Origin of the sequence: Sinorhizobium kostiense, assembly GCF_017874595.1 — a bacterium.
Classification (GTDB): Bacteria; Pseudomonadota; Alphaproteobacteria; order Rhizobiales; family Rhizobiaceae; genus Sinorhizobium; species Sinorhizobium kostiense.
Genome location: NZ_JAGILA010000014.1, coordinates 1 through 24,363, shown reverse-complemented (window position 1 = coordinate 24,363; position 24,363 = coordinate 1). Strand labels below are relative to the sequence as shown.

The following is a 24,363-nucleotide window of genomic DNA, read 5'->3' as shown; positions in this document are numbered from 1 at the left end:
AGGAACCGCTCCGCCGTCAGCTCCGGGCGGTTGAGGTAGCCACGCGCCACTCCTGCCCCGCCGATATAGAGCTCGCCCACCGCCCCGAACGGAACGGGCTGGCCAAGGTCGTCAAGCACATAGAGCCGCGTGTTCGATATCGGACGCCCGATCGGGACGATCGTCCCGTCAAAGTCATCGGTGCAGTTCCAGGCTGTAACGTCGATGGCAGCTTCCGTGGGACCGTATAGGTTGTGCAGGCCAGTCCAAGGCAATACGCGTCTAGCCTTGCGCACAAGAGAGGCGGGAAGCGCCTCGCCACTGCACAGGAGACGCTGCAGCGATGTGCAGCGGTCGACACCCTTTGCATCGATAAAGCTGACCAACATGGAGGGTACAAAGTGTGCAGTGGTGATGCGTTGGTTGATTATCAAGTCTATAAGCGCGTCGGGGTCTTTGTGTGCAGCCGGAGGTGCCAATACGAGGCTGGCCCCTTCAAGCAAGGTCCAGAAGAACTCCCAGGCCGAGACATCGAAGCCAAATGGGGTCTTCTGCAAGACGACGTCAGTTGCCTTGAGAGCGTAGGCTTGCTGCATCCAGGCCAGGCGATTGATGATAGCGCGATGCTCATTCTGTGCTCCCTTTGGCGTTCCGGTGGAGCCGGAGGTGTAGATGACATAGGCGAGATGGCTGGAGGTCAGGCCGAGGGCATGCGGGTCGGGATCCGACGCCGGCAGTTCCGCCCAGGCCGGGGTGGCCGCGCCGAGATCGACCGCCGTCACATTGGCGAGTGCCTCGGCGCCCAGCGCTTCGCGGCCGGCCGTGTCGGCAAGCAGCAGCCGCGGGGCGGCATCGTCGAGCACCTGGTTGAGCCGCGCGCATGGATAGGCCGGATCGAGCGGCAGATAGGCGCCGCCGGCCTTGAGGATCGCCAGCAGTCCCACCACCATCGCCGGGCTGCGCTCGACGCAGATCGCCACCGGCTGGTCGGGCTTCACCCCAAGCCCGATCAGATGATGGGCCAGACGGTTGGCCCGGGCGTTGAGGGTACCATAGGAGATCGACTGCCCTTCGAAGACCACCGCCACTGCGTCCGGCGCCCGGCGCACCTGCGCCTCGAACAGCTCATGGACGCAAAGCTCCGACGGATAGTCCGCTTCCGTCCGGTTCAGCTCCTTCAGCAGATATCGGCGCTCGTCGGCCGGCAGAATGTCGAGCTCGCGCACCGGCGTATTCGGCGCCCGTTCCAGCGCCTCCGCCAGCTGCTCGAGCGCCCGCTGCATGTAGCCGCAGATCCGGTCGGCGGAGATCGGCTCGACCACCTGCGCCGTCAGGCCGAGCGCCTCGCCAAAATCCTCCACCGCGAGGGTCACGGGATAGTTGGTGCGTTCCTCGCCGCCCAGCCACTCGATGCCCGACAGAGCATCATCGGCTGTCGAGCCGGCGGCCGGGGTGTTGTGACGGTAGTTCAACAGCGCGCCGAACAGCGGCGCCGGGGCTGCAACGCCGCTGCAGCGTTGCGCCAAGGCGAGCGGGGCATGCTCGTGTGCGAGCAGTTCGGAAAGCCGCGCATGTGTGGCCCGCACGCTCGCCGCGACCCCGGTTCCGTCGAGGTCGAGCCGCACAGGCAGGGTGTTGATGAACAGGCCCATCGTGCGGTCGGCGCCGGTCCCGGCATGCATGCGGCCGAACAGCACCGTGCCGAACACCACCTGTTCGCGGCCGCTGCTCTGCGCCACCACCTGGCCCCAGGCCAGATGACAAAGGCTCGCCAGGCTGACCCCCAGCCGCCGCGCCTGTTCGCGCAGCCGATCGTTGAGCGCCGGCGGCAGCATCCGCCGTGCCTCGCTGGATCCTCGGCCATCGCCGCGCACCTCGCTCAGCCCAAACGGCAGGGTCGGTTCGTCGATATCGGCGAGCATCTTCCGGAAGAACGCTTCATGCTCTTCGGACGAAACGCCGAGACGGGCTTGCGCCACCAAATTGCGGAACGGCTGCGGCGGCGCCAGCGCATGCGCGCGTCCCTCGAGCACGGTCCGGACCTCGGCATGCATCACTTCGGCCGTCGTGTGATCTCCGATCAGATGATGCTGCAGCTCCAGAAGCAACCAGCGCTCGCCGCCGGGCTCGCGCGCGATCACGAAGCGCAACAAGGGCGCCCGGCCAAGATCGATGCGATGCTGGCGCGGATCGAAGCGGCGCCTCAACTGCTCGGAACCGGGACCGCCATCTTCCTCCAGCTCGACCTCGCTCACCGCCAGCGGCGCCTTGCGCCACACAACCTGGGCCGGGCTCGACAGTCCCTGCCAGACAAAGGCGGTGCGAAGGATATCGTGCCGGTCGACCACCTGTTGAACCGCAGCCAGGTAGCGGTCGAGCAGGGCCCGATCGGCAAAGGCCATCTGCGACACCAGCAGATAGGGATCGCCCTCGGTTGCCAGCAGATGGTGGAACAGAATGCCGTCCTGCAGCGGCGACAGGCCATAGATATCCTGGATGTTGCCGACGCCACCGGGCACCGTCGACACGATCCGGTCGATCTCCTCCTGGGTCAGATCGATCAGCGGCAGCATCTCTGGCGTGATCGCCTCACTCTCTTCGGTGATCCGGTTGGCCGGCACTGTCACCTCGTGGTGGCTGCCAAGGCTTGCGGCGAGATCGCAAAGCACCGGCCTGGCGAACAGGGTGCGCACCTCCACCCCGAGCGACTGCCGCCGCAGCCGCTCCATCAGCTGCACCGCCAATAATGAGTGGCCGCCGAGCTCGAAGAAGTTATCGTGGCGGCCGACCCGCTCGACCCCGAGCAGCTCTGCCCAGATCCCCGCCAGCAGCGTCTCGATCGCACCCTGCGGCGCTTCATAGGCTCGCCGCGCATAAGCATCGTCGGCAGGGGCCGGCAGCGCCTTGCGATCGAGCTTGCCGTTCGGCGTCAGCGGCAGCGCTTCCAGCCGCACGAAGGCGGCCGGCACCATGTAGTCCGGCAGCAGGCCACCGAGATGCGCCCGCAACGCCGCGGCAAGCTCCACGCCATTCGCCTCGTCCGACCCGTCCGCCGCCTTCGCAACCACATAGGCGACGAGCCGCTTGTCGCCGGCGCGGTCGTCCCGCGCCACCACCACCGCCTCGCCGACAAGCTCGTGCTCGCAGAGCCGGGCAGCGATCTCGCCCGGCTCGATGCGGAAGCCGCGGATCTTCACCTGCTCGTCGTTGCGGCCCAGAAACTCGAGATTGCCATCCGGCAGATAGCGGGCCAGGTCGCCGGTCCGGTACATGCGGGCGCCGGCCTTGACGCTGAACGGATCGGCCAGAAACCGCTCCGCCGTCAGATCGGGCCGGTTAAGGTAGCCGCGCGCAACCCCTGCCCCGCCGATATAGAGCTCGCCCACCGCCCCGAACGGAACGGGCTGACCATGGTCGTCAAGCAGATAGAGCCGCGTGTTCGCGATTGGGCGGCCGATCGGTACGATCGCCCCGTCAAAGTCATCGGGGCAGTTCCAAACGGTGGCGCAAACTGTTGCTTCCGTCGGGCCATAAGCGTTGACGATGCTTGCTTGGACTAGACTTCGAATGAGTTCAGCCTTCGGGAGCTCTCCAGCAAGAATGAGCACTTGCGGGGCCAAACATTGCAGATCCCTGCGTGCCTGAAGCAAGGCTGGAGGTAACGTCGCATGGGTGATGGATTCGCTCTGCAGGTAATCCGATAGCCTGTTGCTCGCCTGGCGGAGCCCGTTCGCAGGCAAATGCAGTGCGGCGCCGGAGCCAAACGCCATAACAAGCTCCGAAGCACTTGCATCAAAGCCGAAGGAGGCGAATTGCACGACACTGCTATTTGAACAAACGCCAAAAAGTCCGATCTGAGCCAAGCCCAGATTTACCAATCCCCGATGCTCGACCATGACACCCTTGGGCGTTCCGGTAGAGCCGGAGGTGTAGATGACATAGGCGAGATGCCGGGAGGTCAGGCCGAGCGCGCGCGGGTCGGGATCGTCAGCGGACTGGTCGGCCCATGAAAGCTCGCCGTCCGAGAAGTCGACCACGCTCAGATCGGCGATCGCCTCGGCGCCCAGCGCCGCGCGGCCGGCGGCATCGCAAAGGATGAGTTGCGGGGCGGCATCGTCGAGCACCTGCCGTAGGCGGCCGGACGGATAGGCCGGATCGAGCGGCAGATAGGCGCCACCGGCCTTGAGGATCGCCAGCAGCCCCACCACCATCGCCGGGCTGCGCTCGAGGCAGATCGCCACCGGCTGGTCGGGCTTCACCCCAAGCGCGATCAGATGATGGGCGAGCCGGTTGGCCCGGACATTGAGTGCACCATAGGAGATCGACTGCCCTTCGAAGACCACCGCCACTGCGTCCGGCGCCCGGCGCACCTGCGCTTCGAACAGCTCATGGACGCAAAGCTCCGACGGATAGTCCGCTTCCGTCCGGTTCAGCTCCTCCAGCAGATAGCGGCGCTCGTCCGCCGGCAGGATGTCGATGCGGCCGACCGACTGCCCGACATCGGCAACCATCGCCCGCAGCAGCGCCAGCAGATAGCTGCGCTGCCGCTCGATCGTCGCCCGGTCGAACAGCGCCGTGGCATAGCCAAACGTTCCGGCGATCACCTCGCCCTCTTCGCGAAGGTCGAGCTCCAGATCGAACTTGACCTGATCGAGCCCCTCGCCTGCAGCCTCCACCCGCAGCCCCGGCAGGTCCAATGACCCGCCGCTGTTGTTCTGCCAGGCCAACATCACCTGGAACAACGGCGTGTGATCAAGGGCGCGGGGCGGCTGAACGATCTCGACCACCTGCTCGAACGGTAGATCCTGATGCTCCTGCGCGGCGAGCGCCGTGCGTCGCGTCCGCTCCAGCAGCTCCGACACGCTCGGCTCGCCGGACAGATCGATGCGAACCGCCAGGGTGTTGACGAAGAAGCCGATCAGCTCCTCGACCTCGCGCCGGCCGCGATTGGCGCTCGGCACGCCGATGACAAGGTCGTCCTGCCCCGACAGGCGCGCCAGCACCGCCGCCCAGGCCGCCAGCACCGTCATGAACAAGGTCGTGCCATGTTGCCGGCTCAGCCGCTTCAGCCCGCGCGTCAAATCCTGATCGATGACGACCGGCACGCTCGCCCCGGCAAAGGATTGTCGCTCCGGCCGCAGCCGGTCGGTCGGCAGCGCCAGACGGGCCGGCGCACCAGACAGGCTGTCGCGCCAATACTGCGCCTGGGCCTGCAGCCGCTCGCCGGACAGCCATTGCCGTTGCCAGGCGGCATAGTCCGGATACTGGATGGTCAGCGGCGGCAAAGGATCGGCGCGCCCGGCCGCAAACGCCCGGTAAAGGCTGCTGAGCTCACGCACCAGAACCCCCATCGACCAGCCATCCGAGACGATATGGTGTTGCGTCAGCAGAAAGACGTGGTCGTCATCGGCCAGCCGGATCAGGCGGCCGCGGATCAGCGGCCCGCGCGCCAGATCGAACGGCGTGCGCGCCTCATCATGGTAGAGATCCGCAAGCACGGCATCCGCATCCGGCAGCCCCTGCAGATCGTGCTCTGTCACCGGCAGGCCGGCATCGGCCGGCAGCAGCTCGACCCGGGGCCGGCCCTCAGGGGCGACAAAGACACTGCGCAGCGCCTCGTGACGGGCAAACAGCTGATCAAGGCTGCGCCGCCAGGCGGCATGATCGAGCCTGCCGCGCAATCGCCAGCCGAGGGGAATGTTATAGTTCGTGCTGTCTTCGTCCAGCTGTGACAAGAACCAGAGACGCTGCTGCGAATAGGACAGTGGCAGCGCACCATCACGTCCAACTGGCATGATGGCCGGTGCTGCCTGCGCACCAGAACCATTCAGCACCTCGCCAACACTTAGCGCCAAATCGGCCAGTGTCGGCTTGGCGAACAGGGTCGCCAGCGGCAGCTCCACTGCCAAGGCCTGTGTCAGCCGGGCAAGCAGGCGCACCGCCAGCAACGAGTGGCCGCCGAGCTCGAAGAAGTTGTCGTGGCGGCCGACCCGCTCGATGCCGAGAAGCTCTTCCCAGATTCCGGCCAGCAGCGTCTCGATCTCGCCGCGTGGTGCCTCGAAAGCCCGGCGCGCATAGGCCTCGTCGGCAGGGGCCGGCAGCGCCTTGCGGTCGAGCTTGCCGTTCGGTGTCAGCGGCAGTGCGTCCAGCCGCACGAAGGCGGCCGGCACCATGTAGTCCGGCAGCAGGCCACCGAGATGGGCCCGCAACGCCGCCGCCAGCTCGGCGCCATCGGCTTTGTCCGACCCGTCCGCCGTCTTCGCAACCACATAGGCGACGAGCCGCTTGTCGCCGGCCGCATCCTCGCGCGCCACCACCACCGCCTCGCCGACAAGCTCGTGCTCGCAGAGCCGGGCGGAGATCTCGCCCGGCTCGATGCGGAAGCCGCGGATCTTCACCTGCTCGTCGTTGCGGCCCAGAAACTCCAGATTGCCATCCGGCAGATAGCGGGCCAGGTCGCCGGTGCGGTACATCCGGGCATCCGCCTCGCCGCTGAACGGATCGGCCAGGAACCGCTCCGCCGTCAGTTCGGGCCGATTGAGGTAGCCGCGCGCAACCCCTGCCCCGCCGATATAGAGCTCGCCAACGGCCCCGAACGGAACAGGCTGACCATGGTCGTCAAGCAGATAGAGCCGCGTGTTCGCGATTGGGCGGCCGATCGGCACATTTGTCGATGCGGAAAGGTCTGCAGGGATGTCATGGAAAGCACAACCGACAACCGCTTCCGTCGGACCATACTCGTTGACCATTCTGGCCGCCGGCTGGATCTGACGCCATAGCTCGACCGTCGACGACGACAATGCCTCGCCGCCAATGACGAACAGCTCCACCTGACTGGCATCTCCAGCCGACTGCAGCTGCTGCCCCAGAACATCCAGAAGGGTCGGGGTGACATTGACCAGCCCGCACCGGGTGCCGACCCTCGACCTGATCCCCTCGACCTCGTCCCCCTCTTTCGCAAGCAATGCATGGCCGCCAGAGACCAAAGGCGCAAACAGGCTGTTGACCGTAGCATCGAAGGCGAGCGAAGAGGAGACGACGGAGGAGGATGTGGGAGCGTAGGTCTCACGAGCCCAGCTTAGATAATTGGTCATCCCGCGATGCTCGACCATGACGCCCTTGGGCGTTCCGGTGGAGCCTGAGGTGTAGATGATGTAGGCGAGATGGCTGGGGGCGAGGCCGAGAGCGCGCGGGTCGGGATCCGACGCCGGCAGCCTCGCCGAGACCGGGGTGGCCGCATTGAGGTCGACCGCCGTCACATTGGTGATCGCCTCGGCGCCCAGCGCTGCGCGGCCGGCCGCGTCGCACAGCAGCAGCCGCGGGGCGGCATCGTCGAGCACCTGCCGCAGTCGCGCGCAGGGATAGGCCGGGTCGAGCGGCAGATAGGCGCCGCCGGCCTTGAGGATGGCCAGCAGTCCCACCACCATCGCCGGGCTGCGCTCGACGCAGATCGCCACCGGCTGGTCGGGCTTCACCCCAAGCCCGATCAGATGATGGGCCAGCCGGTTGGCCTCAGCGTTCAGCGCGCCATAGCTCAGCTCTTCATCCTCATGGACCACCGCCACCGCGTCGGGCGTCCGGCGCACCTGCGCCTCGAACAGCTCGTGCACGCACAGCTCCGACGGATAGTCCGCGTCCGTCCGGTTCAGCTCCTCCAGCAGATAGCGGCGCTCGTCGGCCGGCAGGATGTCGATGCGGCCGACCGGCTGCTCGCCATCGGCGATCGCGCCACTCAAGAGATTTTGCAGATGCTGCGCCATGCGATCGATCTGCTTAGGTGCCAATCGATTGGCATCAAAATGCCAGCGGAAGCTCCCATCCAGAGCGCAAACCTCAAATGTCAGCACCTCACCGCATCGGGGCGCCCCAGCGCTTTGGCTCGACGGCAGATCGCCAGCGGCAGAACAGCTATTGGCGGTAATCGTGATGCCAATCGGCCAGGGCCGGCGCGACAGTAGCGCCTTCATAGTCCGCAAGGTCGGGTAGCGCGCGATAAGATCCCGCCCAAAGCTATCGTGCTCCTTTAGCCGATCCCATTCGGCCGCCACGGCCCTGCGCACTGCTGCGAAATCATGGGTTAGATCAATGGTAACTTCCATCGGCACGACAGAAGCGATCAGGGCCTCCACCGCTGGCAAGCCTGCTCGCGAAGCTTTCGCCGCCGGCGTCCATCCCAATTGAAACTCTGTTGCGCCCGCTATGCGGGCGAGATAGACCAACCAAGCCGCTAACAGGCGTTCCAAACGATCCTTGGCAGGCAGCTCAGCCAACGCACTTGCTACCTGCCACGAACTCGACTCCCATTTGGGCGGTGCCTCGGCTGCGCAAGAGGACCAGAAAGGGAGCTGCAATATTTTAAGCTGCTCGAGCCGCTGTCGCCAAAAATCCTCGCGAGGTGCTATCTCCTCATGTGCAGCAGTTAGGCTGCGCGCCTGATCATCGCTCAGAATCGGAAGGCGATCGCCTACGTCGAAATCGCAGTGCCTCGCGAGGGCTCGCGCGTCCACAGCCTGACCATCCAAGCTGGCAAACCAAACATCAACATCCTGCGTACCCGTCGCCACACGCCAGTGGTTGGGGTGGAGTTCAAGCAGGCAGCCGGCCGGAAGACCCGAGCGTTGAGGCAGCACCTCCAAACGCCTGACGAGGACAACATCATCGCCTGCGAGAGCCTTGGGCAGACACAATGGATTGGGATGATACGGGCCAAAGTCCAAGGCACGTGTCATCGCCGACAAGTCCTGCGCGGATCGATGCCATCGCAGGCAGCCCGCAGCATCTGGACGTCGACGCGCCGCAAAGTAGCTTCTGTCCGCCAGTGCCTGCGGACGGAGACGGAGCTCTGCGTTCGCTAAGCCGGTCAAGAGCTCGCGAAAGCCCTCGACAGCGGCTTCATAACATTTGAGGTTTAAGCTCAGCGCCGTGTCGTTGGGTGCAATCACAACCTGGCGCTGAACCGCGACATCCCCCGTATCAACACCGTCATCGATCCGATGCCAGGTGATGGCATGTTCGCTCTCCTGGGCCAGCAGTGCCCAGAACGTCGCGTGCGTCCCCGCATATCGCGGCAAGGGTCCGTCGTGATAGTTGAAAGCACCTTGACGCGCTCGTCCGAAAACATCCGCCGGCAACAGGAACGGATTGGCGATGGAAAAAATCCACTCCACCGGCTCGGTGGCAAGCAACGTTGAGAGCTCTTCAACACTGGCTACAACCGAGATGTTGGCGCAAGCCGCCCAATCGGCGAATATGGTGTCGGCAGATAGCACCGCGCGAATGTCGTGGCCCATCTCCATTGCGAGCCGAGCGCACCTGACAGCGAGCGTGCCACTGCCAATAAACATGCTCGAGCGTCTCGAAGGGGCCGCAGGGCGTTGCCCATGCCGACCACTTAGTTCGTCAGGGCTTACGTGTTCCGGCGAAGAGCAACGCGTCATCTCTACCCTCCAGCAGTTCGCCGACCGGCTGTTCCCATCCCAGGCGCCGCGCCAGTAGCGGCTCAAACCAGCCGCACCTGCTCTGATTTGTGCGGGAGTAAATGCACTGAAATAGCAATCGGATCAGCGGTGCGCAGTTCCTTGACCTCGTCGGAGTGTTTGGTGAGCGTGATCATGGAACAATTTCTCGTCAGTATTCGCGTTGGCCGATGACGATGCATGGATCGTGCCAACGGAGAAAAGTTTTTCCAAACAATAGGATGAAACCGACAGTGCGAGGTCGCATGTTCAACACGTGTCGGATCGACAACGCTAACCACCAGCTCCTTCAAATGCGGCGCGAGGGCGCGGCGATATAGAGATATGTATCATTTCGCGAATGTGATCATTTTTCTGTATTGCCAACCATACCGTACATTGACGGCGACGAAACGGCTGCCCTGAAGTACTCTAGAACGAAGCGTATGGACGAACTCACATCGGATGAGTTACGCCATTTTGCGGCGAGAGCGTTCCTGCCCGAAAAGTTGGTAATCGACACTGCAGCTGAAACCGTCCGGCGGTTCGAGGATGCGTGGGCATCGGAGAGAGAAAACCTCCCTATGGAGGGAAGGTCCGGGAGTTGATCGACAAGCATTCACCGAGGATCCCGCTTTACGCAGAATTCAGTCGCTAGGTGGTTGGAACCAGCAATCGGCGGCGAGAGAAGACCTTATCAGTACTGGTCATGTGCTTTCAGTCGTTCGTAAACAAAGAGCGGCAAACAGCGACCCGATCGGGCGTGCTGTTCAGTCAGGTGAGAAGCAGCCACAAGACTTGCCTGAACCAGTTGGTGAAGAGCGAGAAGTTTTGAAGTTGTAGCCGGTGCTTGGCCTTGAGGTGGCACGCGATAAGCTCTTCGTCGTCGACAAAGCTGTCCAGGAAGTCGTACCACCCTTCGGCTCGAACATCGTCATTGCTGACGATCGCCTAGCTCAGGATCCTCACCGAGCTCTTTCGCGACATGGTTCAGCGTGAAGACATACGTGATCGTAGCTATCAAGCGACCGCGGCGCAGAGGGTGGCGACCGGCGAGGAATTCCCAGGGAAGCAGTTCGTCGAGTCGATCCATCACCTTGTCAGCGAAGGCTGCATAAAACTCGTTGGCGAGAGCCGGCATGAAATTGAACACGGCCGACGAATAGGTGGTGAAATCGGCGCCGCGAAAAGCTCGGCCGTCGGCATGCCGCCGACATACATGAGCCGGCCGCCGATCTTCGCAGTGATCTGGCGTACCAGGCCGAGGCCGCCGTAGTGGCGTGTACGCGGGGCCGCTCTGGATCGAACGAGAAACTATCATAGCGCATGTTGAACCCATACGTTCGGTTCAACATATATGCCGTAATTGTGCTCAAGCGACACAAGCATTGGCACTAGTGCACCATCAATTTCCACCATGCCGGAACGTTCAAACGCTACTCCTGTCCAACTGGACCATTCGGCAATTGTCCCAGCGATGGTCATGGAATAAGGCGCTATTTTTAAGATTCTCCCACCGACGGTTATGTGAGTTCGCAACCAGGAGTCCACTGCGGAACCGTCAGCACGCTGTAGTTTGATGTACTCATCCATTGGTAGCCGCGGGTCTCGTTGCTTTTGATTGGGACGAACCGGCACAGACAATTCGTCGAAGCCCATTTGCCTGGCACAGGTCTTCAATGCGCCCAACATTGCCAGTGCATTGCCAATACCTCGAGCTCTGGGCGCTAAGGTGATTTCGAGTGCACTCATTGTGGTTGGTTTGCGACCAATAAGTTTATCCTCATGCGCCCAGCGGATAACTTGGTCCCAACCGCCGTCAGGCAATTCGGTACGCCCATCAACGTTGAGTGCAAACGGCACGCCGAAAGCACGAGCAACGACCTCTTCATCCATAAGTCCTACAAAAGCATAGTCTAGGTAGTTAAAAAATACGGCTTTCCCAAAGTACAGCCTTGCAGTTTGATCCTGGCGAATGAAGTTGGGCCAAAGAGCATCGAAATCCGGGGAGAAAACTGAGGGAATCAGATCGGGCCGTTCCCGCAATGAAAATATTTTTAAGCTCATTCTTCTATCTCGCGTAACCCTGTCTCACTTGCTCATTCGTATCAGTTGCCCCCCAGTCAGCAGCTTACTCTTTGCGGGCAATGGCACATTTGAACCCAATGTTGCCGACCCAGAGAGAACGATCGTCGAAAACCGCTTCACGTCGGAATTCGCGCCCTTTAGGGGCCCTTGTCCCGATCATATCCGAGATCCCTCAAAGGGATTTTACATTCGGGGAACTGAGCGTCGAAGACATGTTTGGTTGTCTTGGCAGGGAACTTCCTTCCGCTGCGGGCCATAGCAAAAATGATCTCGGGAGTAACTATCTCTCCCGGGCGCCAAGCATCTACACGAACACCGTGGTAGTCTAGTAAGATTGCCGGCAATACTCTCAATTGAAGCCGCTTGGCGACAGCCAGCCTGTGATGGCCATCCATTACAAAAAGCGCTTCCTTATGGACAGCAATTGGAGCCTTCCAGAATTTGGCTTGGAGAATCTCTTCTTCAAGCTCAAGAACGTGTCGGCAATCAACCTCTTCGGTCGGGGTCAAATTGTTGGGCTGTAACAGATAGTAGCGCATAAGCATGTCACGTCCGACAGTAAAATGCCCGATGTCTAGCGGAAATCTCGATGTCTCAGCGATGGCGGGCGAAACTCATGATCGTCATGCACTAAACCGGCACTCATTTGGTAACCTACCGGCAACTATGCTTGCAATGCTCATTGGTACAACAAGGTCCAGTGGAGTTGTGACCGTCGTTCCTCCATGTCGAAGTTCCGATGGATCACGCGTGTTCAAAGAATAGCTTCTTAATTCCTGCATACCTTTTCCAACCTCCGGCGATGATGCCTTATCAGACTGCAGATGAGTTTCTCGTGAGGAAGGCCACCTTTTCCAAGGCCATCAGACTTCGATCGAACAAACGCTTAATGCCTCGTTCGCCTGTGTTGATGGCTTCCACAATGAGGCGTGCACTAAGGCAAAGCCGCAACGCAGCAACCTGGACGCCCTCAAGCTCGCCGCAAGGAACCGGTTGTCCAACTTCGCAACGAACTGACAATATTGTGCTACCAGGCATCTTGGCTTTCGTAGCCAAATCCTGGCATAAATGATCGTAAATTCTCTTTGTTTGCGGGGCGGTCAGCGGATTTCTCCTCGCATGTCGATTTACGCGAAATAGTATAAAAGGCAAAATCGTCGGTAGCTGGTCCCAAGAATTGTGGGTGATTGGCAGATGGCGTTGTAACGTCGGTTGCTCTAATAGCTGGAAATCAGGCGCATTGTTCAGCCAGGAGGTAACCTCCTTATGAAAGTCAACCACAACCCGTTGGATATCTTCCTCTGAAACACTACGGAAAGCACGCAGCTCGGCGAGTGCAGCTTCCCACCGTAAAAGTAAACCTAAGTTACTGGTTTCAGGGAGTGTCTGAGCGCCTGTCCAGTTTCGTGGCCAGTCTGCCCGGCAACACGTCGCTCCGGGCATAGGACGTAGTGGCAGTTTCTTCAAGCGGCCTGCCATCGACGCAGGAACCAAGAGCATTGCCGAAAAGGCTGGTCCTCCCAAAAATTTGGATCCAGTAACGATCACCAAGCAGCCGATGGTAAGATAAGTTTGCAGCGTTTTCGGTGCCAATCGAAACTGAGATGCATCGACGAGAATTTCAACGCTGTCAGGCCAGCGACGCCTGAGATCCAGCGCCTTGCTCGGAGTTGGAGCCAGTACTCCGGTTTTCGAAACGTCAGTCAACACAATCAAAATACGACCGTATCGCGTTATCGCAGCCGATACTATTGCCTCGAGTTCATCATCGACGGCCGCGATAGGTCGGAGCCTGGAACCCTCCATGCGAACTGCTATCGACCTAACATCAATGGGATCCGCTGAATTGACCGTTGTTCCACCACTCTCGCGGTGCGAAGAATGCATCCCGCCAGCCAGAGCATGACCGACCCCACTCCCCGTCTCTTCCGGCTGGACCATAATCGCCAATGTCTTTGCGACGGAGCTTCCTGCAACCAATTGGGAGGCAAGCATGTGAGCGTCGGTGCCAGAAGGAGAAACGATGACTTCCATCCCTCCAATGTGTTCCAAACCGCATAAGCGAATGAATTCGTGACGAACTCTGTCGATCTCTTCCAGATAGATTTCTTCCGGCGCCCGTCCAGGCAAGGTCTGCGATATCTTTTGGCGCAGTCTTTCCGCAGCTGAAAATCCGAAGTCAGAAATCGTAGATGCGGTTGCCGAACCAAATGAGAATAATTCCCTGTCGGGAACTGGTTTACGACCGTACTTGTTTGTCATTTGGCTAGCATCAAGTTCGATCCGCTCGTCACCCCCCGAGGTTAACAACTCAGCGGTCGAAGGAAGATAAGTATTCACGTTGGATAGCCGCTGTGTCATTTGACATCCAGATTGCTGTTCGGGTGGGTAATCGGCAAATTGTTTAAGGCTGCTGACAGTTGGTGCGCCAAGACCCGCCGGTTTTCCAGAACATCCATCATCGTCACGTGATCGCCTGGAACGGGCACAGCCTTAATAAACTGCGCGTCCAAAATTCGATCCCATCCGCGCATTGGAGAATTTGCATGCGGCGTTGCCGGAAGTTGCGGCCTTGGGCTGGGAGAGTCCGCCAGAGCATAAAATTGGTACACGCTGACCGGCAGCGATGGCATCTGATACGAGTGTACAGCTTGGTGAAATTGCGCGTACATGATGGCGTTACGGTAGAGATCTGGTCCGCCGACGACCGCACCCATTTGTTGCGCTTTCTCAAGCAACTGCTTAACTGAGCTCTGCCCGGCCGATCGTCGCAGCACTTCGAACCCCTCATCACTCAGCGACTCCAGAGGTTCAAAGATCATTTGCAAAGCGATTTCTGTATCCGTCATCCCGGGCGATGCAGCCGGCAGTGGCACATCGATGAGGGCAATAAACGAAACAGTTTCTTGGAGATGGAGCAGGCGTTCGGCGATTGCATAAGCCAGTACAGCCCCAGAGGAATATCCCGCAAATCGATATGGACCCCGTGGCTGCACTTTCCTTAGTGCCTGCGTTACGTTTGCCGCAATCTCTTTAAGGCTTGGTCGAGCAGCTTCTTCAAATGGCGGCCAAGGCAAAGCGTAGACAGGGCAATCTATGTCCATCTCTCTGACTAACGGGAACACATATGAGCAGTCGCCGTATCCAGTCGGAACAAAGAAGATAGGCGCTGGAGATCCTATCGTGCGCACCGGTAGCACCCCAGGTGTATAACTGGATGAATCCAACTCGATCTTTGGAGCGAGGTCTTTGAGGATCGGGGCATTGAAAATATCGCTGGCGCTGACCTTCATCCCAACTCCTAGCGCTTGAGCAAGCATGCGCACCGCCAGCAACGAGTGGCCGCCGAGCTCGAAGAAGTTGTCGTGGCGGCCGACCCGCTCGATGCCGAGAAGCTCTTCCCAGATTCCGGCCAGCAGCGTCTCGATCTCGCCGCGTGGTGCCTCGAAAGCCCGGCGCGCATAGGCCTCGTCGTCAGGTGCCGGCAGCGCCTTGCGGTCCAGCTTGCCGTTCGGTGTCAGCGGCAGTGCGTCCAGCCGCACGAAGGCCGACGGCACCATGTAGTCGGGCAGGAGGCCAACCAGATGGGCCCGCAACGCCGCGGCAAGCTCGGCGCCATCGGCTTTGTCCGACCCGTCCGTCCTCTTCGCAACCACATAGGCCACAAGCCGCTTGTCGCCGGTGCGATCGTCGCGCGCCACGACGGCCGCATCGCCGACAAGCGCGTGCTCGCAGAGCCGGGCGGCGGTCTCGCCCGGCTCGATGCGGAAGCCGCGGATCTTCACCTGCTCGTCGTTGCGGCCCAGAAACTCCAGATTGCCATCCGGCAGATAGCGCGCCAGGTCCCCGGTCCGGTACATGCGGGCGCCGACCTCGCCGCTGAACGGATCGGCCAGGAATCGCTCCGCCGTCAGCTCCGGGCGGTTGAGGTAGCCGCGCGCAACCCCCGCCCCGCCGATATAGAGCTCGCCCACCGCCCCGAACGGAACGGGCTGGCCATGGTCGTCAAGCACATAGATCCGCGTGTTCGCAATCGGACGGCCAATCGGCACATTCCGGTTAGGCGCCTCAATGCCCGTGTCGGCAAGAAAGGTGGTCGACCAAATTGTAGTCTCGGTCGGACCATAAAGATTTCTGAGAGATTTTACCCTTCTGCCGAGCTTCGAGGCCAGATCTGAAGGCAACGCCTCGCCGCCACACAGCGCGCTTAAATCGGGCGCACCATCCCAGCCGGCGTCGAAGAGCATACGCCACGCTGCCGGGGTTGCCTGCGTCACAGTTATCTTCTGATGGGACAGATGCTGCTGCAATCCAATAGCATTGGTCTCGCGAGCAAGGACGACGTTAGCTCCCACGGCCAACGGAAGATAGAGTTCCAGCCCCGCAATGTCGAAAGAGATCGTCGTGATCGCGAGGAGTGAATCATGCGCTGTGAGGCCTGATACATCCAGAAAAGCGCATAAAACATTGAGAACACTCGCATGCTCGACCATGACGCCCTTAGGGCTACCGGTGGAGCCGGAGGTGTAGATGACATAGGCGAGATGGCTGGAGGTCAGGCCGAGGGCGTGCGGGTCGGGATCGTCAGCCGACTGGTCGGCCCAGGCGGGGGTGGCGGTGTCGAGATCGATCACCGTCAGGCTTGCGATGGCCTCGGCGCCGAGCGCTTCGCGGCCGGCGGCATCGCACAGCAGCAGCCGCGGGGCGGCATCGTCGAGCACCTGGTTGAGCCGCGCGCAGGGATAGGCCGGATCGAGCGGCAGATAGGCGCCGCCCGCTTTCAGGATCGCCAGCAGTCCCACCACCATCGCCGGGCTGCGCTCGAGGCAGATCGCCACCGGCTGGTCCGGCTTCACCCCAAGCGCGATCAGATGATGGGCCAGCCGGTTGGCCTCAGCGTTCAGCGCGCCATAGCTCAGCTCTTCATCCTCGAAGACCAGCGCCACTGCGTCCGGCGCCCGGCGCACCTGCGCTTCGAACAGCTCATGGACGCAAAGCTCCGAGGGGTAGTCCGCTTCCGTGCGGTTCAGCTCCTCCAGCAGATAGCGGCGCTCGTCGGCCGGCAGAATGTCGAGCTCGCGCACCGGCGTATTCGGCGCCCGTTCCAGCGCCTCGACCAGCTGCTCGAGCGCGTGCTGCATGTAGCCGCAGACCCGGTCCGCGGAGATCGGCTCCACCACCTGCGCCGTCAGGCCGAGCGCCTCGCCAAAATCCTCCACCGCGAGCGTCACGGGATAATTGGTGCGTTCCTCGCCGCCCAGCCACTCGATGCCCGACAGAGCATCATTGGCTGTCGAGCCGGCGGCCGGGGTGTTGTGACGGTAGTTCAACAGCGCGCCGAACAGCGGCGCCGGGGCTGCAACGCCGCTGCAGCGTTGCGCCAAGGCGAGCGGGGCATGCTCGTGTGCGAGCAGTTCGGAAAGCCGCGCATGTGTGGCCCGCACGCTCGCCGCGAGCCCGGTTCCGTCGAGGTCGAGCCGCACAGGCAGGGTGTTGATGAACAGGCCCATCGTGCGGTCGGCGCCGGAGCCCGCATGCATGCGGCCGAACAGCACCGTGCCGAACACCACTTGCTCGCGGCCGCTGCTCAGCGCCACCACCTGGCCCCAGGCGAGATGGCACAGGCTCGCCAGGCTGACCCCCAGCCGCCGCGCCTGGGCCCGCAGCCGATCGTTGAGCGCCGGCGGCAGCATCCGCTGCGCCTCGCGGGATCCGCGGCCATCGCCGCGCACCTCGCTCAGCCCGAACGGCAGGGTCGGCTCGTCGATATCGGCGAGCATCTTCCGGAAGAACTCCTCATGCGCCTTGGCATCCATGCCAAGCCGCGCCTGCGCCACCAGATTGCGGAACGGCTGCGGCGCATCAAGCGCATGCGCGCGTCCCTGCAGCACGGTCCGGACCTCGGCATGCATCACTTCGGCCGTCGTGTGATCTCCGATCAGATGATGCTGCAACACCAAAAGCAGCCAGCGCTCGCTGCCTGGCTCGCGCGCAATCACGAACCGCATCAGCGGCGCCTGGCCAAGGGCGAGACGGTAGTGGCGCGGATCGAAGCGGCGCTTCAGCTGCTCGGAACCGGGACCGCCATTCTCGTCCAGCTCGACCTCGCTCACCGCCAAAGCCGCCTTACGCCACACCACCTGCGCCGGGCTCGACAGACCCTGCCAGACAAAGGCGGTGCGCAGGATGTCATGCCGGTCGACCACCTGTTGAACCGCCGCAAGGTAGCGATCCAGCAGACCGCGATCGGCAAAGGCCATCTGCGACACAAGCAGATAGGGATCGCCCTCGGTTGCCAGCAGATGGTGGAACAGAATGCCGTCCTGCAGCGGCGACAGGCCATAGATATCCTGGATGTTGCCGACGCCGCCGGGAACCGTCGACACGATCCGGTCGATCTCGTCCTGGGTCAGATCGATCAGCGGCAGCATCTGCGGCGTGATCGCCTCACTCTCTTCGGCGATCCGGTTGGCCGGCACCGCCACCTCGTGGTGGCTGCCAAGGCTGGCGGCGAGATCGCAAAGCACCGGCTTGGCGAACAGGGTGCGCACCTCCACCCCGAGCGACTGCCGCCGCAGCCGCTCCATCAGCTGCACCGCCAATAATGAGTGGCCGCCGAGCTCGAAGAAGTTATCGTGGCGGCCGACCCGCTCGACCCCGAGCAGCTCTTCCCAGATCGCCGCCAGCAGCGTCTCGACCGCGCCCTGCGGCGCTTCATAGGCTCGCCGCGCATAAGCATCGTCGTCGGGAACCGGCAGCGCCTTGCGGTCGAGCTTGCCGTTCGGTGTCAGCGGCAGCGCTTCCAGCCGCACGAAGGCCGACGGCACCATGTAGTCCGGCAGCAGGCCACCGAGATGCGCCCGCAACGACGCGGCAAGCTCGGCGCCACCGGCCTCGTCCGACCCGTCCGCCGCCTTCGCAACCACATAGGCGACGAGCCGCTTGTCGCCGGCGCGGTCGTCCCGCGCCACCACCACGGCCTCGCGCACCCGCTCGTGCTCGCAGAGCCGGGCGGCGATCTCGCCCGGCTCGATGCGGAAGCCGCGGATCTTCACCTGCTCGTCGTTGCGGCCCAGAAACTCGAGATTGCCGTCCGGCAGATAGCGGGCCAGGTCGCCGGTCCGGTAGAGACGGTCGCCTTCGACAAAGGCACTGGCGATGAACCGCTCCGCCGTCAGCTCCGGACGGTTGAGGTAGCCGCGCGCTACCCCTGCCCCGCCGATATAGAGCTCGCCCACGGCCCCGAACGGAACGGGCACACCATGAACGTCCAGAAGATAGACGACCGAATTGCGAATTGGCCGTCCCACCGGCACCCGTTGCCCATCGAACCCAGCTGGTACCGGAAAGCAGAGACTGAAGGTGGTATTCTCTGTCGGACCGTAGCCATTAGAGATCAGCAGCGTGGGATATCGCTTCTGACATGTTTTGACGGAATCGGCAGAGACCTCTTCGCCCCCGACCAGCAGCTGTTGTAGTCGAGCCGTGCTCCGCCCCTCGCCGACATAGACGTCGAACAATCGAGCAGTCATCCACGCGATGGTGATGCCTTGGTCCTGGATGATCTGGGCCAGCGTTGCGGTCGAGAGGTGACGTTCAGGATAGAGCACAACTCTGGCGCCGTTCACCAAGGCTCCCCAGAGCTCGAAGGTGGTCGCGTCGAATGTGGGCGAGGAGGCATTGAGAAAGACGTCCTGCGGTGCGATCTTGACGAAATCGTTCCCCGCCACCAGACGAACGACCCCCTGATGCTCGACCATGACGCCCTTAGGCATTCCGGTGGAGCCCGAGGTGTAGATGACATAGGCGAGATGGCTGGCGGTCAGGCCGAGGGCATGCGGGTCGGGATCGTCAGCGGACTGGTCGGCCCAGGAAAGCTCGCCGTCCGAGAAGTCGATCACGCTGAGATCGGCGAGTGCCTCGGCGCCCAGCGCTTCGCGGCCGGCGGCATCGCAAAGGATGAGTTGCGGGGCGGCATCGTCGAGCACCTGCCGCAGGCGGCCGGACGGATAGGCCGGATCGAGCGGCAGATAGGCGCCGCCCGCTTTCAGGATCGCCAGCAGTCCCACCACCATCGCCGGGCTGCGCTCGAGGCAGATCGCCACCGGCTGGTCGGGCTTGACCCCAAGCGCGATCAGATGATGGGCCAGCCGGTTGGCCCGGGAGTTGAGCTCGCCATAGCTCAGCTCTTCATTCTCGCAGACCAGCGCCACCGCGTCCGGCGCCCGGCGCACCTGCGCCTCGAACAGCTCGTGCACGCACAGGTCCGAGGGATAGTCCGCTTCCGTCCGGTTCAGCTCCTCCAGCAGATAGCGGCGCTCGTCCGCCGGCAGGATGTCGAGCTCGCGCACTGGTCTGTCGGGAGCCTGCTCCAACGCTTCCGCCAGCTGCTCGAGCGCGCGCTGCATGTAGCCGCAGACCCGGTCCGCGGAGATCGGCTCGACCACCTGCGCCGTCAGGCCGAGCGCCTCGCCAAAATCCTCCACCGCCAGGGTCACGGGATAGTTGGTGCGTTCCTCGCCGCCCAGCCACTCGATGCCCGACAGATCCTCATTGGTTGTCGAGCCGGCGGCCGGGGTGTTGTGACGGTAGTTCAACAGCGCGCCGAACAGCGGCGCCGGGGCTGCAACGCCGCTGCAGCGTTGCGCCAAGGCGAGCGGGGCATGCTCGTGTGCGAGGAGTTCGGAAAGCCGCGCATGTGTGGCCCGCACGCTCGCCGCGACCCCGGTTCCGTCGAGGTCGAGCCGCACAGGCAGGGTGTTGATGAACAGGCCCATCGTGCGGTCGGCGCCGGAGCCCGCATGCATGCGGCCGAACAGCACCGTGCCGAACACCACTTGCTCGCGGCCGCTGCTCAGCGCCACCACCTGGCCCCAGGCGAGATGGCACAGGCTCGCCAGGCTGACCCCCAGCCGCCGCGCCTGTTCGCGCAGCCGATCGTTGAGCGCCGGCGGCAGCATCCGCCGTGCCTCGCTGGATCCTCGGCCATCGCCGCGCACCTCGCTCAGCCCAAACGGCAGGGTCGGTTCGTCGATATCGGCGAGCATCTTCCGGAAGAACGCTTCATGCTCTTCGGACGAAACGCCGAGACGGGCTTGCGCCACCAAATTGCGGAACGGCTGCGGCGCACCAAGCGCATGCGCGCGTCCCTGCAGCACGGTCCGGACCTCGGCATGCATCACTTCGGCCGTCGTGTGATCTCCGATCAGATGATGCTGCAGCTTCAGAAGCAGCCAGCGCTCGCTGCCTGGCTCGCGCGCGATCACGAAGCGCAACAAGGGCGCCTGGCCAAGATCGATGCGATGCTGGCGCGGATCGAAGCGGCGCTTCAGCTGCTCGGAACCGGGACCGCCATCTTCCTCCAGCTCGACCTCGCTCACAGCCAAAGCCGCCTTGCGCCACACAACCTGCGCCGGGCTCGACAGACCCTGCCAGACGAAGGCCGTGCGCAGGATGTCATGCCGGTCGACCACCTGTTGAACCGCCGCAAGGTAGCGATCCAGCAGACCGCGATCGGCAAAGGCCATCTGCGACACCAGCAGATAGGGATCGCCCTCGGTTGCCAGCAGATGGTGGAACAGAATGCCGTCCTGCAGCGGCGACAGGCCATAGATATCCTGGATGTTGCCGACGCCGCCGGGAACCGTCGACACGATCCGGTCGATCTCGTCCTGGGTAAGATCGATCAGCGGCAGCATCTCTGGCGTGATCGCCTCACTCTCTTCGGTGATCCGGTTGGCCGGCACCGCCACCTCGTGGTGGCTGCCAAGGCTGGCGGCGAGATCGCAAAGCACCGGCTTGGCGAACAGGGTGCGCACCTCCACCCCGAGCGACTGCCGCCGCAGCCGCTCCATCAGCTGCACCGCCAATAATGAGTGGCCGCCGAGCTCGAAGAAGTTATCGTGGCGGCCGACCCGCTCGACCCCGAGCAGCTCTTCCCAGATCGCCGCCAGCAGCGTCTCGACCGCGCCGCGCGGCGCCTCGTAGCCCCGACGCGCATAGGCATCGTCGTCGGGAACCGGCAGCGCCTTGCGATCGAGCTTGCCGTTCGGCGTCAGCGGCAGTGCGTCCAGCCGCACGAAGGCGGCCGGCACCATGTAGTCGGGCAGCAGGCCACCAAGATGGGCCCGCAACGCCGCGGCGAGTTCGGCGCCATCGGCTGCGTCCGTTGCCAGCTCGGGCCGACACACCACGTAGGCGACGAGCCGCTTGTCGCCGGCGTGATCGTCCCGCGCCACGACCGCCGCATCGGCGACAAGCGCGTGCTCCAGCAGCCGGGCGGAGATCTCGCCCGGCTCGATGCGGAAGCCGCGGATCTTCACCTGCTCGTCGTTGCGGCCCAGGAACTCGAGATTGCCATCGGGCAGGTAGCGGGCCAGGTCGCCGGTCCGGTACATGCGTGCATCCGCCTTGCCGATGAACGGATCGGCCAGGAACCGCTCCGCCGTCAGCTCCGGGCGATTGAGGTAGCCGCGCGCAACCCCTGCCCCGCCGATATAGAGCTCGCCAACCGTCCCGAACGGAACAGGCTGACCATGGTCGTCAAGCAGATAGAGCCGCGTGTTCGCGATTGGGCGGCCGATCGGCACATTTGTCGATGCGGAAAGGTCTGCGGGGATGTCATGGAAGGCACAACCGACAACCGCTTCCGTCGGGCCATACTCGTTGACCATTCTGGCAGCCGGCTGGATCTGACGCCATAGCTCGACCGTCGACGACGACAATGCCTCGCCGCCAATGACGAACAGCTCCACCTGACTGGCATCTCCAGCCGACTGCAGCTGCTGCCCCAGAACATCCAGAAGGGTCGGGGTGACATTGACCAGCCCGCACCGGGTGCCGACCCTCGACCTGATCCCCTCGACCTCGTCCCCCTCTTTCGTAAGCAATGCATGGCCGCCAGAGACCAAAGGCGCAAACAGGCTGTTGACCGTAGCATCGAAGGCGAGCGAAGAGGAGACGACGGAGGAGGATATGGGCGCGTAGGTCTCACGAGCCCAGCTTAGATAATTGGTCATCCCGCGATGCTCGACCATGACGCCCTTGGGCGTTCCGGTGGAGCCTGAGGTGTAGATGATGTAGGCGAGATGGCTGGGGGCGAGGCCGAGATCGCGTGGGTCGGGATCCGACGCCGGCAGCCTCGCCGAGACCGGGCTGGCCGCATTGAGGTCGACCGCCGTCACATTGGTGATCGCCTCGGCGCCCAGCGCTGCGCGGCCGGCCGCGTCGCACAGCAGCAGCCGCGGGGCGGCATCGTCGAGCACCTGGTTGAGCCGCGCGCATGGATAGGCCGGGTCGAGCGGCAGATAGGCGCCGCCGGCCTTGAGGATCGCCAAGACCCCCACCACCATCGCCGGGCTGCGCTCGACGCAGATCGCCACCGGCTGGTCGGGCTTCACCCCAAGCCCGATCAGATGATGGGCCAGCCGGTTGGCCTCAGCGTTCAGCGCGCCATAGCTCAGCTCTTCATCCTCATGGACCACCGCCACCGCGTCGGGCGTCCGGCGCACCTGCGCCTCGAACAGCTCGTGGACGCACAGCTCCGACGGATAGTCCGCGTCCGTCCGGTTCAGCTCCTCCAGCAGATAGCGGCGCTCTTCCGCCGGCAGGATGTCGATGCGGCCGACCGGCTGCCCGGCATCGGCAACCATCGCCCGCAGCAGCGCCAGCAGATAGCCGCGCTGCCGCTCGATCGTCGCCCGGTCGAACAACGCGGTCGCATAACCCAGAATCCCGGCGATCACCTCGCCCTGATCCCCCAGGTTCAGTTCCAGATCGAACTTCACCTGATCGACCCTATGGCCTGCGGCCTTCACGCTCAATCCGGGAAGATCGAAGGTCTCAGCGGCATCGTTCTGCCAGGCCAGTCCCACCTGGAACAGCGGCGTGTGATCGAGGGCGCGGGGCGGCTGGACGATCTCCACGACCTGCTCGAACGGCAGGTCCTGATGCTCCTGCGCGGCGAGCGCCGTGCGCCGCGTCCGCTCCAGCAGATCCGACACGCTCGGCTCACCCGACAGATCGATGCGAACCGCCAGGGTGTTGACGAAGAAGCCGATCAGCTCCTCGACCTCGCGGCGGCCGCGATTGGCCGTCGGCACGCCGATCACGATGTCGGCCTGCCCGGACAGCCGCGCCAGCACCGCCGCCCAGGCCGCCAGCACCGTCATGAACAAGGTCGTGCCATGTTGATGGCTCAGCCGCTTCAGCCCGCGCGTCAGATCCTGATCGATGACGACAGGCACGCTGGCTCCGGCAAACGACTGCTGCGCCGGCCGCGGCCGGTCGGTCGGAAGTGTCAGACGCGCAGGAGCGCCAGACAGACTGTCGCGCCAATACTGCGCCTGGGCCTGCAGCCGCTCCCCCGACAGCCATTGCCGTTGCCACACGGCATAATCCGGATACTGGATCGCCAGCGGCGGCAAAGGATCGTCGCGCCCGGCCGCAAACGCCCGGTAAAGCTGACTGAGTTCGCGCATCAGCACGCCCATCGACCAGCCGTCGGCGACGATGTGGTGTTGCGTCAGCAGAAAGACGTGGTCGTCATCGGCCAGCCGGATCAGGCGGCCGCGGATCAGCGGGCCGCGCGCAAGATCGAACGGTGTCCTTGCTTCTTCTTCGCACAGGGCCGAAAGCAAGACCTCGGCATCCGGTTCACCCCGAAGGTCGTCTTCGACCACCGGCAATCGCGTGTCCGCTGATAAAATCTCAACCTGCGGGTCATCCTCTCCGGCGACGAACGTCGAGCGCAGCGCCTCGTGACGGGCAAACAGACGGTCAAGGCTGCGCCGCCATGCGGCATGATCGAGCCTGCCCCGCAATCGCCAGCCCAGGGGAATGT

At 63.2% G+C, this 24,363-nt stretch carries 5 protein-coding genes and 2 pseudogenes; all 7 read right to left on the bottom strand.

Going from position 1 to position 24,363, the window contains the following annotated elements; genetic code table 11:
* On the bottom strand, positions 1 to 7,946 hold a 7,946-nt coding region (locus J2Z31_RS28955; RefSeq protein WP_408022074.1), incomplete at its 3' end, for an amino acid adenylation domain-containing protein.
* Positions 7,947 to 8,864: 918 nt separating this feature from the next.
* Positions 8,865 to 9,269 (bottom strand): annotated as a pseudogene (locus J2Z31_RS30110) (formyltransferase family protein); the annotation flags it as partial.
* 1,273 nt (positions 9,270 to 10,542) lie between these two features.
* A pseudogene (locus J2Z31_RS28950) lies at positions 10,543 to 10,706 on the bottom strand (5-dehydro-4-deoxyglucarate dehydratase); the annotation flags it as partial.
* A gap of 45 nt (positions 10,707 to 10,751) precedes the next feature.
* A complete protein-coding gene (locus J2Z31_RS28945; RefSeq protein WP_209607192.1) occupies positions 10,752 to 11,411 on the bottom strand; it encodes a hypothetical protein in 660 nt (219 codons plus the stop codon).
* A gap of 248 nt (positions 11,412 to 11,659) precedes the next feature.
* Positions 11,660 to 12,061 carry a ParB N-terminal domain-containing protein gene (locus J2Z31_RS28940; RefSeq protein ID WP_028002935.1) on the bottom strand — a complete coding sequence of 134 codons (402 nt, stop codon included), beginning with the start codon at positions 12,059 to 12,061 and terminating at the stop codon, positions 11,660 to 11,662.
* A gap of 274 nt (positions 12,062 to 12,335) precedes the next feature.
* Positions 12,336 to 13,883, bottom strand: coding sequence for a hypothetical protein (locus J2Z31_RS28935; RefSeq protein ID WP_209607189.1), 1,548 nt, complete (start codon positions 13,881 to 13,883; stop codon positions 12,336 to 12,338).
* Positions 13,880 to 24,363 (bottom strand): non-ribosomal peptide synthetase (locus tag J2Z31_RS28930; protein ID WP_209607187.1); only part of this gene is annotated, 10,484 nt, incomplete at its 5' end. The genes J2Z31_RS28935 and J2Z31_RS28930, both read right to left, overlap by 4 nt.

Bases quoted from the DNA above. Each gene is read 5' to 3' on its own strand.
- J2Z31_RS28940 (WP_028002935.1), bottom strand. From the start codon at position 12,061: ATGCGCTACTATCTGTTACAGCCCAACAATTTGACCCCGACCGAAGAG.
- J2Z31_RS28935 (WP_209607189.1), bottom strand. From the start codon at position 13,883: ATGACACAGCGGCTATCCAACGTGAATACTTATCTTCCTTCGACCGCT.